Here is a 15,116-nt window from a genome sequence, read left to right as displayed (position 1 = left end):
GCAGGAGGCCTGAAGCGCCGCAGCAGCGCCGCCGGGTCCACCGCCCGGCCGCGGAAGCGCCGCCAGGCCTCGTCGGGCTCCACCGTCCAGGCGGCGCCGAGCAGCGCCGCGTCCCAGCGGCGGCCGGTCTCGCGGTCGTTGAAGCCGCCGGGGCTCTGCAGGAAGGCCTCGGCCGCGTCGGCGGCCATCACGTCCGCCCACAGGTAGCCGTAGACGCCGGCCGCGTAGCCGCCGGGGAAGCTGTGGAAGTTGCTGGTGATCCGCATGATCGTGTCCCAGGCCGGTGGCATGTCAAGCTCGCGCAGGACCTGGGCCTCCAGCGCGGCCACGTCGAAGCTGCGGCCGGGCGCGCCATCGGCCAGCAGGTGCATGCGCAGGTCCAGGATGGCCGGCGCCAGGTAGTCGAGATTGAGACTGAAGACGCGGTCGTACTTCAGCGATCGCTGCAGCTGGTCCACCAGTTCGTCGGGCACCGGGGCGCCTGTCTGCGCGTGCAGCGCAAAGCGGGCCAGCGTGCCGCGGTCCAGCAGCCAGCGCTCGTTCAGCAGCGCCGGCACCTCGACGAAATCCCAGGGCACGCCGACGCTGCCCAGCGAGGGGTAAGGCGCGCGCGACAGCAGCATGTGCAGCGCATGGCCGAACTCGTGGAAGAAGACGTTGGCGTACTCGAAGGGCAGCAGGATCTCGCCGCCGGGCCCCGGCTGCGGCTCGAAGGACGAGTGCACGGCCGAGATCGGCAGCACGCGCGTGCCGTCGGCGTCGAGCTCCGCGGTGCGGTACTCGGCCTGGTAGGAGCCGTGCATCTTGCCCGGGCGGTTGAACAGGTCGAAGTACAGCACGCCCTGCGGGGCGCCGTCCTCGCGCCGCACCTCGTAGACGCGCACCGCCGGATGCAGCCGCGGCGCCTCGGGCCGCTCGATGAAGCGCAGGCCGAAGGTGCGGGCGGCGCTGTCGAACATGGCGCCGAGGACGTTGTCCAGCGTCAGGTGTTGCCGCAGCGCCTCGCCGTCGAAGCCGAGGTCGCGGCGGCGCAGGCGTTCGGCGTAGAACTGGCGGTCCCAGGGCTGCAGCGGGTCCTGCAGGCCGTCTTCCTCGCGGGCGATGGTGGTGTATTGCGCGATCTGCTGCAGCGCCACCGCGTGGACGGTGCGCCAGGTGCTCTGCAGCAGCGCCATCACCGTCTCGGGCCGGCGGGCCATGCGCTCGCCGATGGCCATGTGGGCAAAGCTCTCGTGGCCCAGCAGCCGGGCCTTCTCGCCGCGCAGCTGCAGGATCTCGGCGGCGACCGGCTTGTTGTCGGTCGGGCCGGCGTGGTCGCCGCGCTCGTTCCACATGCGCCAGACGCGCTCGCGCAGGCCGCGGTGGCGGGCATGGGTCAGCACCGGCCAGACGGCGCTCCTGGCGTTCTGGATCGCCCAGGCCCCGGGCCGGCCCTTCTGCGCGGCCAGCGCCCGCGCGGCGGCCACCAGCGGCGCGGGGACGCCGTCCAGCTCGGCCTCGTCCTCGATCCACACGAACTGCGAACCGCCGTCGGCGATCAGGTGCTGGTTGTACTGGGCGGCCAGCGTGTCGATGCGCGCGTTGAGGTCGGCGAGCCGCTGCTGCTCGGCGGGCGCCAGGCCCACGCCGGCGCGCACGAAGCGCCGGTGGGTCACCTCGGTCAGGCGCCGGGCCTCGGGCGGCAGGCCCTCGCGCTGCGCGTGGACCGCATCGATGCGCGCGAACAGGCGCTGGTCGAACAGGATCCCGGTGTCCAGGCCGGTCAGCAGCGGCGTGACCCGCGCGGTGACCGCGGGCATCTCGCCGACCGAGTTGGCCGCGGCCATCAGGCGGAACAGCGCGGTGACGCGGCGCAGCGGCCGGCCGCTGCGCTCCAGCGCCTCGACGGTGTTGGCGAAGCTGGGCGGCTCGGCGCTGGCGGCGATCGCCTGCACCTCGGCGCGCTTCAGCGCGATGGCCTCGGTCATGGCCGCTTCCAGCGCCTCGGGCGTGGCGGCGTCGAAGGGCGGCAGGCCGCCGAGCGGGCCGGCCCAGTCTTGCAGCAGGATGTCGTTGTTCATGGTTCGATCGCCTCGTGCATCACGCCGATGACGAAGTCCGGGATCTCATAGACGAAGTTGTGGCCGGAGCCGGGCGGCGCCACGATGCGGCGCGAGCGGTCGGAGCTGGCGAGGTAGCGCTCGCGGGTCCGCCCGATCACCCGCATCACGCGCTGGTTCAGCCGCTCGTCGGCGGTCTGCGCCTCGGGCAGCGTCGCCACGTCGAGGTCGTTCTTCGGCGCCACCAGCCAGACGCTGGTACCGTCCAGGTCGCCGTCGTAGACGCCGCCGGTCCAGGCGGCGCGGGCGGCGCCGACCGGCGTCAGCTCCGCATAGATGGAGGCCTGGGTGAAGTCGGAGGCGGCGCGCTCGTCGATGGCGCGGCTGGCGATGATGTCGGGGCCCAGTTCGCGGTCCACCGCCTCCAGCACGGCCGCATAGGCTGGGTTCGCGCGCTGCTCGGCGGCCCGGCGCTTCATCAGGTCGACGCCGAACAGCCGCGCCAGGCCGGCCTTCAGCGGCGCCATGCGGAACTCGCGCAGCGCCTGCAGCGGCGGGCCGTAGATGATGGTGTCCAGCGGCGTCGGGTCCAGCAGCACCAGGCGGTGGATCAGGTCCGGCCGGCGGCGCGCGATATTGGCCGCCAGCAGGCCGCCGAAGGAGTGGCCGGCGATGACGAAGGGGCCGCGCTCGCCGGCCAGTTCCAGCACGCGGATCACTTCCTCGGCCTCGCGCGCCGTGGTGCGCGGGAAGGGGCCGGCGTCGCTCCAGCCGGTGCCGGGCCGGTCGACCAGGATCGAGCGGGTGTGCTCGCGGAAGACGCGATGCAGGTGATGGATCGCGTTGCCGGCCGCATGGCCGCCGGCAAACCACAGCACCGGCGCCCGGCCCTCGCGGGCCTCGCCTTCGGCCTGCAGATGCACGCGGTAGCCGCCGAGGTCCACCAGCCGCCCCGGCGCCGGGAAGCGGCGGCGCACGGCAGCGCGCATCGCCAGGTAGCGCAGCGACAGCAGGGCCATCAGGAGGGCGACGGCGAGCGCCAGCCACCGGTTCAGCGGCGCGAGCAGCAGGCCCGCGAGCGCAGCCAGCAGCAGGCCGGCCGCATCGCGGCTCAGCAGGGACAGCAGCAGCTTGCTCATCGCGCCACCGCCACGGCCGGTGCGGCGGCCGCCTCGGCATCCGCCGTGACGGCCGGCAGCCGCCAGGCCGCCATCGTCGCGAGCAGGAAGGCTGCGCCGGCCATCATCAGCGAGGCGTCGTAGCTGTGGGTGGCGTCGTAGACCAGGCCCGAGAGCCAGGGCGAGACGCCGCTGCCCAGCGTCGTCGCCATCAGCTGCGTGGCGCTGGCGCGGCCATAGGCCTCGGCCGGGAAGTAGCGTCGCGCGAGGAAGGCGCCCAGCGCATGGTCGCCGCTGCTGAACAGGCCGAACATCAGCGCCGCCACCGCCGCCGCGGCGATGCCGTGGCCGAAGTAGAGCAGCACCACCGCCCCCAGCGGCGCCAGCACGAAGCCGCGGGCCAGCCAGGTGGCCGGGAAGCGGTCGATCAGCCAGCCGGCGAGCAGGTTGCCGGCGAAGCCGCCGATGCCCATCACGCTGAGCATCGAGGCCGCCTGGGCCAGCGAGAGGCCGCGGTCCTGCAGCAGCGCGGCGAAGTGGATGGACAGCGCGCCGATCGCGAAGCCGAAGAACATGTTCCACCAGGCCAGCGACCACCAGGTGGCGTCCTTCAGGAAGCCCAGCATCGACGGCCCGGCGGTCTTCGCCGTGCTGGCCGCGGCACGCCGCGCGCCTGGCGAACGCTCGCGGATCAGCAGCAGCGCCGCCACGCCGCCCAGCAGCAGGCTGATCAGCCCCATCGCGAAGAAGGCCGTGCGCCAGCCCTGGTGCGCCAGCACCCAGCCGACCCAGGGCGGATGGATCACCGCACCGATGGCGGTGGCCGCGAACAGGATGCCCAGGCTCTTGCCCAGCGAGGCGTCGAACCATTGCTGGACGATCTTGGCCAGCGTCAGCAGCGAGGCGCCGGTGGCGCTGAACATCAGCGCCACGCAGAGCAGGTAGTAGACGGCGACGTGGCTGTCCATAAGCCCGAAGGCGGCGAAGTTGGCCGACTGCAGCAGCACGCCCCAGAGCACCAGCGGGCGCAGCGGCAGGTTGTCGATCACCCAGCCCACCAGCGGCATGCTCAGCGGGCCGATGAAGGTCACCAGGGTCATCGAGAAGGCGATCTCGGCGCGGGTCCAGCCGAGGTCCTGCGTCATCGGGATCAGGAACAGGCCGAAGGTGGAGCCGTACAGCGCGGTGACGCCGAACAGCGCGACCAGGCAGCAGCCCAGCAGCACGCGCCAGCTGGCCTGGGAATCGGGGGTGGGCTGTGCCATGGTCATCGGATCAATAGTCGTATCGGAGCGTCACGGTCAGGGTGCGCGGCTTCTGCAGGAAGTACTGCGCGAAGCTGCCCACGCCGGCCGGGGCGCCGGTGATGCTCTGCACGCCCTTGGAGTCCGTCACGTTGGACAGGATGCCGGAGAGCGTCCAGTGATCATTGGCGAAGGAGGTGCCGAGGTCCAGCGTGTCGTACGAGCCCGCGGGCTTGTTGCCGCTGAGGTACATGACCCGGTCGCCGACGTAGGCGTAGGTGCCGAACACGCGGCCGCTGGTCTCCATCGGGCCGGCGAAGCGGTAGCCCGCCTGCAGCGCGGCCTGCCACTTGGGCGAGCCGGGCAGGCGCGAGCCGGCCGGCGCGGTCAGTGCACCTGCGCCGTTAGGCACCTCGACCGGCACTTCGGTCTTCGCGTCGGTGTAGGCCGCCGACAGCGACACGTCGAAGGCCGACGAGACGCGATAGCGCAGCGAGGCTTCCAGGCCCTTGCTCTTCGCGTGGCCGACGTTGGCGATGCCGCTTTCCGGCAGGCCGCCGGCGCCGGTCGTGAAGTAGGTGAACTGCGCGTCCTTCCAGTCGAGCAGGAAGACGCTCAGGTCCACCTGCAGGCCCTTGGCCGGGTTCAGGCGCAGGCCCGTCTCGTAGTTCCACAGCGAGTCCGACTTGAAGGTCTTGAACGGCGCGGTGCCGTTCGTGCCACCGTAGCGGTAGCCCTTGCTGGCGGTGGCGTACCACATGCCGTTGTCGCCGAAACGGTACTTGAGGCTGGCCTTGGGCGTGAAGCCGCTGTCCCTCGAGTCCGGCGGCGCCACGTCGGACGGCGCGCCGAAGGTGGTGCCGGTCTGCACATAGTGCGTCGTAGTGCGGTAGTGGCGGCCGCCCAGGTCCAGGCTCCAGCCGCTGGTGCCGAAGGCGTACTCGGCGTCGGCGAAGAAGGCGGTCTCGGTGCCGCTGGTGTCGGTGCCGAGGTCCACCAGGTCGGTCAGGCCGAAGGCGCCGGACGGATCGATCTGCTTCGCGTGGCCGCTGCCCGAGCTGCGCTGGTAGAACACGCCGGCCACGTAGCTGAGAGGTCCGCCGGGGTTGCTGGCGATGCGCAGCTCCTCCGAGCGGGCGCTCAGCTGGCTCTCCGACGGTCGCGTCACCTGCGGCAGCGCCAGGCCCACGCTGGTGAACAGCTCGGTGTCGTCGATCAGGCTGGTCTCCTTGCTGCGCCACCAGCCGGTGACCGAGGTCAGCGTGTGCGAGCCCAGGTTCCAGTCCACCGTCAGGCTGGAGAAGTCGGCGGTGACCTTGCGGGCCGAGTTGTTCGGCGCGTTGTGCTCCAGCCTGGTCGGGTCGGGCGAGACGCTGAAGGTGTCGGACTGCTTCGTGTCCTGCGTGGAGACGACCCAGGTGGCGGCCAGCGTGTTGGTGGGCTTCACCGTGGCCAGCAGGCGCACGCCGGTCTGCTTCACCTTGTTGGCGTCCTTCGTCTTCGTGCCGAGGTTGTCGATATAGCCGGGATCCTCGCGGTCCCACGCGACCACGCGCAGGCCGGCCACGTTGGCCGACAGCGGCACGTTGACCATGCCGGCGATCGAGGGCGCGCTGTCGCCGCCGGACACCTTGGCATAGCTCAGCTGCACGCTGGCGTCGAAGCTGTCGAGCTTGGGCTTGTTGAACAGGTAGCGCACCGCGCCGCCCAGCGAGCCGGAGCCGAACAGCGCGCCCTGCGGGCCGCGCAGCACCTCGATGCGGTCCAGGTCGAAGGCGTAGGGGTCGGGCACGATGCCCTTGCCCAGCGGCGAGACCAGCGGCACGTCCTCCACGTAGAAGCCGGTCGGCTGCTGCTGGGCGCCGCCGCCCTCGTTGGTCGTCTCGGTGCCGATGCCGCGGATCGTGATCGTGTTGCTGCCGATGTCGCCCTTGTTGAACTGCACGCCGGGCGTCAGCTTCAGCGTGTCCTCCTGGTCCTTGGCGCCGATGGCTTCCAGTTGCGCCCCGTTGAGCACGGTGACCGAGCCGGCGACGTTGCGCTCCGGCTCGATGCGCTTGTTGGCGGTGACGACGACGCGGTCGAGCTGCTGGGCATCGTCGGCGGTCTTGCCGGTCTGCTGTGCATGGACGTTGGGCACGACGACCAGGCCGGCGATGGCCAAGGCTTCGACGAGGCGGCTGGCACGCGGCGTGGCGGCGGAATTCGACATGGGAATGCTCCTTGATGGGCCGATGCCGGCAACGATAGTCAGCCGCTCCGGCGCACCCGTGGGGGCTTGGACGGAAAATTTAGGCAAAAGGACAAGGGCGGGGTAAGCCCTTATGCGATCGGATCGGCCCGGACTTCAGCGCTTGGGCGCGAGCTCCACGATGAAGGGCGCCCGATGCCGCCGGTACTCGCGCGGCGCCAGGCCCACATGGCGGCGGAAGGCGGCGGTGAAGCTGCTCTGGTGTTCGTAGCCGACGCGGTCGGCCACCTGCGCGATCGTCAGCGCGCCTTCCAGCAGCAGCTGCTGGGCCTCGCGCATGCGGCGGTCCAGGCAGTGGTCGACCATCGTCGTGCCGAAGGCTTCCTTGAACACGGACTTCAGCTTGTTCAGGCTGACGCCGAGCTCCGACGCCACCTCGCCGAACATCGGCGGGCGGCGGTACTCGCGGTCCAGGCGCTCGCGGGCGGCGCGGGCCACGTCCAGGTCGCGCTTGCGCGGCAGCAGCACGTTGCGGTGGGTGGCGGCGTCGTCGCCGTCGGCCTGCATGGCCTGCAGCGCGAAGGCGATCAGCTCGGTCAGCCGGCCGGTCACCTGCATCGTGCGCAGTTCGCCCGGCAGGCGGCTGTCCAGCGTGTCGGCGATCAGCGCGGCGATGCGCTGGTTGACCGGGAAGGAGGACAGCCGCACCACGTCGGTGGCGCTGTGCACGACCTCGCGCACCGCCGGCGGCAGCTCGCCCTCCATCAGGCCGAAGCGCTTGGCGAAGGTGGCCGCGCGGAAGTTGGCTACCAGGCCCTGCTGGCGCGAGCCGCCCATCACGTCGGCCGTCAGCGTCACGCCCTGGGGCAGGCAGGCCAGCAGCACCTCCGGCCGGTTGAAGACGATGGGCGCGGAGCGGCCATAGCGGAAGGACACGTCGCAGGCGAGCGAGGCGCGCAGCATGATGATCGGCTCCTCGGCCTCGTAGGGCCAGCGCACCGGCTGCGGCAGCACGCAGTTGAGCACGTTGACCATCGCGTCGTCGTCCAGCCGGATCAGGTCGGCGGTGCCGCTGCCGGGCTCCGCGAAGACGGTGCGCATGATGTTGCGCGAGATCGGCCTGGCGCCGCCGTTGATCGACGCGCGCTGCCATTCGGCATCCCAGTCCAGCGGGTGCGGCGCCGCTTCCCGAACCACCGTCGCCATGTAGTCCGCTCTCCTAAATTTTGGATGCAGCATGCTAATCCAAGCCGGACGCGAATCACTAAGGTTCGCTTCCATGGAAATGACCGAACTCGAATCGCGCGCCCGCTCGCTGATCGGCGCCTCGCTGGCCTGGGACAACCACGCCTGCATGCCGCTGCGCCCGCTGGACGCCGGCTTCCTGCCGCAGCTGGAGCGGCACCGCCGCGCCGGCTTCGACGTGGTGATGCTCAACGTCGGCTTCGGCGAGCAGGACATCGAAGCCCACCTGCGCATGGTGGCCGCGCTGCGGCACTGGATCGCCGAACGGCCCGACGACTACCTGCTGCTGCAGCGCACCGCCGACGCCGAGGCAGCCCGCCGCAGCGGCCGCCTGGCCGTGGGCCTGGACATCGAGGGCGCCAACGCGATCGGCGACCAGCTCTCGCTGATCGAGATGTACCGCGACCTCGGCGTCTGGTGGATGGCGATGGCCTACAACCGCAACAACCGCGTCGGCGGCGGCTGCCAGGACGAGGATCCGGGGCTCACCGACTTCGGCCGCGCGGTGGTGCGCGAGATGGAGCGGGTGGGCATGGCGGTCTGCGTCAGCCACACCGGCCACCGCACCGCGCGCGAGGTGCTGGGCTTCGCCACGAAGCCGGTGATCTTCTCGCACAGCAACTGCGCGGCGCTGCGCGAGCATCCACGCAACATCCCGGACGAGCTGATCCGCGCCTGCGCCGCCACCGGCGGGCTGGTGGGCATCAACGGCGTGGGCATCTTCCTCGGCGCCAACGACAGCACCAGCGAGACCTACGCCCGCCACATCGACCATGTGGTGCAGCTGGTGGGCCCGCAGCATGTCAACATCGCGCTGGACTATGTGTTCGACCGCCAGGAGCTGGACGAGTACATCGAGAAGATGAAGCACACCTTCCCGCCGGGCCTGGGCTACGAGCTGGGCAGCCGCTTCGTCGCGCCGGAGCAGCTGACCGAGATCGTGGCGATACTGCTCGGCTGGGGTTACGACGAGGCGGCGCTGGCGGCGATCCTCGGCGGCAACCTGATGCGGGTGATGAAGGATCTGGAGAAGGCGCGCGGCCATGTCTGACGCAGCAGTACGAATCGACGCGCTCGCCGAGCGCTTCTGGGCCTGGCAGTGCCGCGAGTTCCCGCTGACCGGCTTCATCGCCGGCGTGAGGACCGAGGACCCGGTGATGTTCCGCGAGGCGCCCGAGGACCATGAGCGCCGCCACGGCGAGGTGCTGGCCTTCCTCGCCCGGCTCGACGCGATCGAGGCGCCGGCCACGCCGCGCGAGCGGGCGGATGCCGCCCTGCTGCGCCGCGAGCTGGAGGACCTGCGGGACTTCCACCTGCTGGGCGCGCACCAGCGGCCCTGGCTGCTGCCGGTGGGGCCGGAGTTCAACACCATCTATTTCGCCAACCTGACGAGCCTGGGCGACTCGAAGGCCGCCGCGCTGTACCTGGCCCGGCTGGGCACGCTGGCGGGCTTCTTCGACGACATCGGGCGCAACCTGCGCGAAGGCCGCGCGCGCGGCTTCCGCTATCCGAAGGTGGTGCTGGCGCGGGCCGAGTCGAACATGCGGGCGGTGACGCAGGGCGCGGCCGAGAAGACGGCCTGGTACGGGCCCTTCGTGCGCAGCGCCACGCCCTGGCCGCAGGCGGACGCCGCGAAGGCGGTGATCGCCGGCCAGATCGTGCCGGCGCTGGTGCGCCTGGCCGACCTGTTGCGCGACCAGCTGATGCCCCATGCGCGCGATTCGATCGCCGCGGCCGATGACGTCGAGGGTGAGCGTTACTACGCCCGCTGGGTGCGCCACTTCACCAATCTCGACATGACGCCCGACGAGCTGCACGCGCTGGGCCTCAGCGAGGCGCTGCGCGTGGAAAAGGAGATCGAGCAGGTGGCGGCCGAGGCTGGCTTCCCCGGTCGCGTGGCCGACTACCGCCGGCACCTCGCCGAGTCGCCCGAGTTCTTCGCCCCCAGTGGCGAGGCGCTGCGCGAGCGGGTGGAGATCACCGCCAAGCGGATCGACCGCCAGATCCCGGGCTTCATCGGCCGCGTGCCCCGCATCACCTACGGCGTCGAGAGCATCCCCGAGAGCCTGGCGCCGCGCATGCCGCCTGCCTACGCGCAGCCGAGCCCCGGCGACGGCTCCACCGCCGGCATCCTCTGGGTCAGCGGCCTGCCGCAGAAATGCCCGCTCTACATGATCCCCTCGCTGGCCCTGCACGAGGGCTGGCCCGGCCACCTGATGCACCTGGCGCTGGTGCAGGAGCTGGAGGACGTGCCCGCCTTCGCGCGCTACAACGGGCCGAAGTACGGCGCCTGCGTGGAGGGCTGGGCGCTGTACTGCGAGGGCCTGGGCGACGCGATGGGCCTGTTCAGGACACCGCACGAGCGCTTCGGCCGGCTGGACATGGAGCTGTGGCGCGCGCTGCGCCTGGTGGTGGACACCGGCATCCACACCAGGGGCTGGACGCGCCAGCAGGCGATCGACGAACTGGCCACGCGCGTCTCGCTGACGCTGGACACGATCGAGGCGGAGGTGGACCGCTACATCGCCCTGCCCGCCCAGGCGCTGGCCTACCAGGTCGGCAATATCGCCTTCCGCGATTTCCGCGCGCGGGCCGAGGCGAAGCTGGGCGAGCGCTTCAGCGTGCGGGCCTATCACGACCGGTTGCTGGGCATCGGCACCGCCACGCTGCCGGTGATCGGCGAGCTGCTGGACGACTGGCTGGCTGGGGAGGCTGCATGAGCATCGACATCGACCCGATCTCCGGCGTCGCCTACACGCTGCACGGCCCGGCCGACGGCGAACCGCTGATGGTGACGATGCCGCTGATGGCCTCGTTCACCGCCATCTTCGGAGACGTGCTGACGCCCGTTCTCGACGGCTACCTGTCGCGCCTGACCGACCGCTACCGCGTCCTGCTGGTCGACTACCCGAGCATCGGCGCGAGCCGCGACATCCCGCCCGAGCAGCTGACGGCCGATCGCGTCTGCGCCGACCTGCTGGCCGTGGCCACGGCCGCGGGCTTCGGGCGTTTCAGCTACTGGGGCTATTCCTGGGCCGGCGGCGTGGGCCTGCAACTGGCCACGCGCACCGACCGGCTGAAGGCGCTGGTCATCGGCGGCTGGCCGCCGATCGGCGGGCCGTACCAGGCCATCGCCGACGCCGCCGAACGCAAGCAGCATGATCCCGAGCCCTCCTCGATGATCGTGTTGCGCAGCAAGGCGCAGTACGTGCAGTGGATCCACTACAACCGCAGCGTGCAGCACGGCTGGGACGAGACCGCGGCGCTCAAGGCGATGCGCGCGCTGCCCAAGCTGGTGTTCCACGGCGAGCTGGGCGACCTGGTCGAGGCCGGCATCCCGGTGCCGATCGCCAGCCTGATCCGCGACAAGGCATCGGCCCTGCGCGAGCTGGGCTGGGAGACGCTGGAGGTGCCCGGCGTCGGCCACGAGGCCTGCATCAGGCCGGAGCTGTTCGTGCCGGCGGTGCGCGCCTTCCTGGACCGCAGCCTGGGCTGAGCCGGCTCACGCCCGTGCCGGCGGCAGGTCGAAATCCAGCGCATGGGCCCCGGCCGCCAGCTGCTCGCGCAGGAACTGCAGGCAGACCTGCAGCCGCGCCGACTGCCCCGAGCGCGTAGGCACCGCCGCGACGATATCCGCCGGCTGGTGGTACTGCGGCAGCACCTGCTCGAGGCGCCCGGCGCGCAGCGCCTCGGCCAGGTCCCACTGCGACAGCAGCGCGATGCCCAGGCCCTCCTCCGCCCAGCGGCGCACCACGTCGCTCTGGTTGGAGCCCATCGAGCCGCCCAGGTGGACCGATTCCTCGCCCTGCGGGCCCTGCAGCTTCAGGGTCGTGAAGGGGCGGTCCCGGTCGCGGAACATCAGGCCCTCGTGCTGCTGTGACAGCTCTGCCAGCGTGGCGGGGCGGCCGCGCTCGCGCAGGTAGGAGGGCGCGGCGCAGAGGATGCGCGAGCTGGCGGCCATGCGGTGCGCCACCAGGTGCGGCTCCTGCACTTCGCCGACGCGGATGTCGATGTCGAAGCCCTCGGCGATCAGGTCCACGCGGCGGTCCACCAGGTCGAGCCACACGTCCAGCCCGGGGTGGGCCTTGCGCAGCAGCGCCACGATGGGCGCGATGTGCTGGCTGCCGAGCCGGTAGCTGGTGCTGATCCTCAGCCGGCCGGCCAGCGCGCCGCGCGCCTGCGCCACCTCCTGGTCCAGCTCGGCGGCAGCCTCCAGCACCCGGCGGGCCCAGCCGAACACCGCCTCGCCCTGGGTGGTGATGCTGACCCGCCGCGTCGTGCGCAGGAACAGCGTGCTGCCCAGCACCTTCTCCAGCTGCGCGATGCGCTTGGTGACGTAGGCGACCGAGACGCCGAGGTCGGTCGCCGCCGCGGTGAAGCTCGCCCGCTGCGCCACCGCGCAGAGCACGCGCAGGTCGATCAGCTCCCAGCCATTTTTAGCCATTTGGAAAAAATGAATCAACTCAGCCGCATATTCTCTTCCAGTCGGTGATGAATATGCTGCTGTCTCCATGAGCAGCCCTTCCCTCCCCATCCGCATCGCCGTCGCCGGCGCCGGCCTGATCGGCCAGGCGCATCTCGGCGCGATCGCGGCCAGCCCCTGCTGCGCGCTGAGCGCCATCGTCGACCCCGCCCCCGCTGCCGAGGCGCTGGCCGCCCGCCTCGGCGTGCCGCTGCACAGGACGCTGGAGACGCTGCTCGCGCGGGATCGGCCCGACGGCATCGTGCTGGCCACGCCCAATGCCCTGCATGTGCCGCAGGCCCTGGCCTGCATCGAGGCCGGCGTGCCGGTGCTGCTGGAGAAGCCGCTGGCCACCACCGTGCAGGAGGCCGAGGCCCTGGTGGCCGAGGTGGAGCGGCGCGGCGCCCGGCTGCTGGTGGGCCACCACCGCGCCCACAGCCCGATCATGGCCAAGGCCCGCCAGGTGGTGGATTCCGGCCAGCTCGGGCGGCTCGTCGCGGTGATGGGCAGCGCCACCTTCATGAAACCCGACCGCTACTTTGCCGAGGGCCCCTGGCGCCGCGAGCCCGGCGGCGGCCCGATCCTGCTGAACATGATCCACGAGGTGCACAACCTGCGCATGCTGTGCGGGGAGATCGTGGCGGTGCAGGCCTTCGCGTCCAGTGCCGCGCGGGGCTTCGCGGTGGAGGACACGGTGGCCATCAACCTGCGCTTCGCCAGCGGCGCACTGGGCAGCTTCATGCTGTCGGACACGGCCGCCTGCGGGCGCAGCTGGGAGCAGACCAGCCGCGAGAACCCCGCCTATCCGACCTGCGAGGACGAGGACTGCTACGTGCTCGCCGGCACGCTGGGCAGCCTCTCGGTGCCGACGATGCGGCTCAGGACCTACCCGGGCGCCGAGGCCGCTTCCTGGTGGAAGCCCTTCGAGGCGGGCGTGGTGGGCCTGGTGCGCGACGACCCGCTGGCGCGCCAGATGGCGCACTTCGCCGACGTCGTTGCCGGCACGGCGGCGCCGCTCGTGACCGCGCGCGACGGCCTGGCCAACCTGCGCGTGACCGAGGCCATCGCAGCCGCCGCGCGGCAGGGCTCGCTCGTCGAGCTGTGCTCATGAGCCGCGCGATCTCGCTCGCCGCGCTGACGGTGCTCGAACTGAGCCCGCCCGACAGGGTCAGCTGCGCCGCGGACGCCGGCTACAGCCATGTCGGCATCCGCCTGCTGCCCGCAGCGCCGGGCGAGGTCCGGCACGATCTCGTCGGCGACACGCCGCTGCTGCGCGAGCTCGAGCGGCGCCTGGCCGACACCGGCATGAAGGTGCTGGATGCGGAGATCTTCCGGCTGAAGCCCGAGACCCGCGTGGCCGACTACGAGGCCGCCATCGCCACCGCCGCGCGGCTCGGCGCCCGCCATCTGCTGGTGGCCGGCAACGATCCCGAGGAGGCGCGCCTCATCGCCCGCTTCGCGGCCTTCTGCGAGCTGGCGCAGCGCTACGGCCTCGGCGCCAGCCTGGAGTTCATGCCCTGGACCGATGCGAAGGACCTGGCCCAGGCGGCGCGCATCGTCGAGCAGGCCGGCTGCGCGAACGCAGCGGTGCTGGTCGATCCCTTCCACCTGAGCCGCTCGCGCAGCCGCATCGAGGACATCGCGGCGGTGCCGCCCTCGCGCCTGCATTTCATGCAGCTCTGCGACGTGCCTTCGGCGATCCCGCCGACGATGGAAGCGATCCTCGCGGAGGCCCGCGGCGAGCGGCTGATGCCCGGGGACGGCGGCGTCGACCTGGTGGCGCTTCTGCGCGCGATGCCGCCCGGCATCCCCTTGAGCGTGGAGGCGCCCATGCACACGCTGGCACGCAGCGTCGGCGCCACCGAGCGCGCGCGGCGCCTGCTGGCGGCGACGCGCCGCGTGCTGGCTCAGGCCGGCGAGCCCTGCCAGGAGGCGCACCTGCTCAGATGACCTCGCGCAGCATCTCCACCGCCTCGCTGAGGTGCGGCAGCAGGCGCTCGATGGCCGCCTCGCGGCTGAGCGGCTGCATCGGGATCGTCGTGCCGATGGCGCCCACGCAGCTGCCCTTTCGGTTCTTCACCGGCATCGCGATGCCGCGCAGCCCCAGCGCCAGCTGCTGCTCGGTGACCCAGTAGCCCAGGGCCCGCGCCGATTTCGCGTTGCGCAGGAAATCGGCCGGCGCGACGACGGTGTTGGGCGTGAAGGCGGTGAACTCGTGCTCGGCGGCCCAGGCTTCCAGCCATTCGTCGCTCATGGTCGAGAGGATGGCCATGCCCGGCGTCACCACATGGGCCGGCACCCGCGCGCCGACGGGGAAGCCGATCGAGATCATCCGCGGGTTGTTGCTGCGCACGACGTAGACCACCTCGTGCCCGTCCAGTACGCTGAAGTTGAAGTTCTCCTGGCATTCGGCCGCCAGGCGCTGAAGGAAGGGCTGCACGACCCGTGGCATGCGCGCCGCATGCAGGTAGCTCTGGCCCAGCCGCAGCACCCGCGGCGCCAGCCAGAAGCGCTTGCCGTCGGTCTGCGCATAGCCGAAGTGGACCAGGCTCAGCAGGTAGCGGCGGGCGGCTGTCCGCGTCAGGTCCACGCGCTCGGCCAGCTCGCTGGCACTGAGGCGCGGATGGTCCTCGTCGAAGGCCTCGATCACCTGCAGGCCCTTGCCCAGCCCGTCGATGACGTCGCGGCGTTGAATCTCCATGGCGGCTCCCCAGGGTGTTCCCGATGTTCGCGTACTGATCGCGCAAGGTGCGCGATTATCGCGCCAGTATGCCGGAATGCCGTTGTTGCTGCGGGTTCGGCTGCCTATCGTTCGGT

12 protein-coding genes are annotated in these 15,116 nt (G+C 71.5%); 5 read left to right on the top strand and 7 right to left on the bottom strand.

Going from position 1 to position 15,116, the window contains the following annotated elements:
- The 5 genes from B0W88_RS12500 to B0W88_RS12480 form a co-directional block, all read right to left on the bottom strand.
- Positions 1-2,060, bottom strand: a 2,060-nt coding sequence (locus B0W88_RS12500) for a M3 family metallopeptidase (RefSeq protein WP_077034988.1), incomplete at its 3' end; no start/stop codon positions are given.
- A complete protein-coding gene (locus B0W88_RS12495; RefSeq protein WP_077034987.1) occupies positions 2,057-3,178 on the bottom strand; it encodes an alpha/beta hydrolase in 1,122 nt (373 codons plus the stop codon). The genes B0W88_RS12500 and B0W88_RS12495, both read right to left, overlap by 4 nt.
- Entirely contained in the window at positions 3,175-4,422 is a 1,248-nt protein-coding gene (locus tag B0W88_RS12490; RefSeq protein WP_158080850.1) for an MFS transporter, read from the bottom strand. The genes B0W88_RS12495 and B0W88_RS12490 overlap by 4 nt, the downstream gene beginning before the upstream one ends.
- A 10-nt stretch (positions 4,423-4,432) precedes the next feature.
- Entirely contained in the window at positions 4,433-6,613 is a 2,181-nt protein-coding gene (locus B0W88_RS12485) for a TonB-dependent receptor (RefSeq protein ID WP_077034985.1), read from the bottom strand.
- Positions 6,614-6,748: 135 nt separating this feature from the next.
- Positions 6,749-7,798 carry a helix-turn-helix transcriptional regulator gene (locus B0W88_RS12480; protein WP_077034984.1) on the bottom strand — a complete coding sequence of 350 codons (1,050 nt, stop codon included), beginning with the start codon at positions 7,796-7,798 and terminating at the stop codon, positions 6,749-6,751.
- Positions 7,799-7,871: 73 nt separating this feature from the next.
- Here B0W88_RS12480 and B0W88_RS12475 point away from each other — a divergent pair, with 73 nt between their 5' ends.
- Genes B0W88_RS12475 through B0W88_RS12465 form a run of 3 tightly spaced genes read left to right on the top strand, consistent with a single transcriptional unit; the run spans position 7,872 to position 11,333 of the window.
- Entirely contained in the window at positions 7,872-8,888 is a 1,017-nt protein-coding gene (locus tag B0W88_RS12475) for a dipeptidase (protein WP_158080849.1), read from the top strand.
- Complete coding sequence (locus tag B0W88_RS12470; protein ID WP_077034982.1) at positions 8,881-10,557, top strand: DUF885 family protein; 1,677 nt, start codon at positions 8,881-8,883, stop codon at positions 10,555-10,557. Before B0W88_RS12475 ends, B0W88_RS12470 begins: the two co-directional genes overlap by 8 nt.
- Positions 10,554-11,333 (top strand): alpha/beta fold hydrolase, encoded by a 780-nt coding sequence (locus B0W88_RS12465; protein ID WP_077034981.1) that lies wholly within the window; start codon positions 10,554-10,556, stop codon positions 11,331-11,333. The genes B0W88_RS12470 and B0W88_RS12465 overlap by 4 nt, the downstream gene beginning before the upstream one ends.
- Positions 11,334-11,339: 6 nt before the next feature.
- On the opposite strand, the gene B0W88_RS12460 is transcribed toward B0W88_RS12465, so the two are convergent.
- On the bottom strand, positions 11,340-12,281 hold the full coding sequence (locus B0W88_RS12460) for a LysR substrate-binding domain-containing protein (RefSeq protein ID WP_077034980.1): 942 nt from the start codon (positions 12,279-12,281) through the stop codon (positions 11,340-11,342).
- 67 nt (positions 12,282-12,348) lie between these two features.
- On the opposite strand from B0W88_RS12460, the gene B0W88_RS12455 reads away from it, so the two are divergent.
- Both B0W88_RS12455 and B0W88_RS12450 read left to right on the top strand, forming a co-directional pair.
- A complete protein-coding gene (locus tag B0W88_RS12455) occupies positions 12,349-13,410 on the top strand; it encodes a Gfo/Idh/MocA family protein (RefSeq protein WP_077034979.1) in 1,062 nt (353 codons plus the stop codon).
- Positions 13,407-14,249, top strand: a complete 843-nt coding sequence (locus B0W88_RS12450; protein ID WP_077034978.1) for a sugar phosphate isomerase/epimerase — start codon at positions 13,407-13,409, stop codon at positions 14,247-14,249. Before B0W88_RS12455 ends, B0W88_RS12450 begins: the two co-directional genes overlap by 4 nt.
- Here B0W88_RS12450 and B0W88_RS12445 read toward each other — a convergent pair.
- A complete protein-coding gene (locus B0W88_RS12445) occupies positions 14,242-15,000 on the bottom strand; it encodes an IclR family transcriptional regulator C-terminal domain-containing protein (protein WP_077034977.1) in 759 nt (252 codons plus the stop codon). The two genes, B0W88_RS12450 and B0W88_RS12445, sit on opposite strands and share 8 nt — an antisense overlap.
- Positions 15,001-15,116 lie beyond the last annotated feature (116 nt).

This window comes from Pelomonas sp. KK5, assembly GCF_001984095.1.
Lineage (GTDB): Bacteria > Pseudomonadota > Gammaproteobacteria > Burkholderiales > Burkholderiaceae_C > KK5.
This window is presented reverse-complemented; position numbering and strand designations above follow the sequence as displayed.

What these genes read in the sequence shown, in the direction of transcription:
- B0W88_RS12495 (WP_077034987.1), bottom strand. Translation starts at nt 3,178, where the DNA reads ATGAGCAAGCTGCTGCTGTCCCTGCTGAGCCGCGATGCGGCCGGCCTG.
- B0W88_RS12490 (WP_158080850.1), bottom strand. Translation starts at nt 4,422, where the DNA reads ATGGCACAGCCCACCCCCGATTCCCAGGCCAGCTGGCGCGTGCTGCTG.
- B0W88_RS12485 (WP_077034985.1), bottom strand. Translation starts at nt 6,613, where the DNA reads ATGTCGAATTCCGCCGCCACGCCGCGTGCCAGCCGCCTCGTCGAAGCC.
- B0W88_RS12480 (WP_077034984.1), bottom strand. Translation starts at nt 7,798, where the DNA reads ATGGCGACGGTGGTTCGGGAAGCGGCGCCGCACCCGCTGGACTGGGAT.
- B0W88_RS12475 (WP_158080849.1), top strand. Translation starts at nt 7,872, where the DNA reads ATGGAAATGACCGAACTCGAATCGCGCGCCCGCTCGCTGATCGGCGCC.
- B0W88_RS12470 (WP_077034982.1), top strand. Translation starts at nt 8,881, where the DNA reads ATGTCTGACGCAGCAGTACGAATCGACGCGCTCGCCGAGCGCTTCTGG.
- B0W88_RS12465 (WP_077034981.1), top strand. Translation starts at nt 10,554, where the DNA reads ATGAGCATCGACATCGACCCGATCTCCGGCGTCGCCTACACGCTGCAC.
- B0W88_RS12460 (WP_077034980.1), bottom strand. Translation starts at nt 12,281, where the DNA reads ATGGCTAAAAATGGCTGGGAGCTGATCGACCTGCGCGTGCTCTGCGCG.
- B0W88_RS12455 (WP_077034979.1), top strand. Translation starts at nt 12,349, where the DNA reads ATGAGCAGCCCTTCCCTCCCCATCCGCATCGCCGTCGCCGGCGCCGGC.
- B0W88_RS12450 (WP_077034978.1), top strand. Translation starts at nt 13,407, where the DNA reads ATGAGCCGCGCGATCTCGCTCGCCGCGCTGACGGTGCTCGAACTGAGC.
- B0W88_RS12445 (WP_077034977.1), bottom strand. Translation starts at nt 15,000, where the DNA reads ATGGAGATTCAACGCCGCGACGTCATCGACGGGCTGGGCAAGGGCCTG.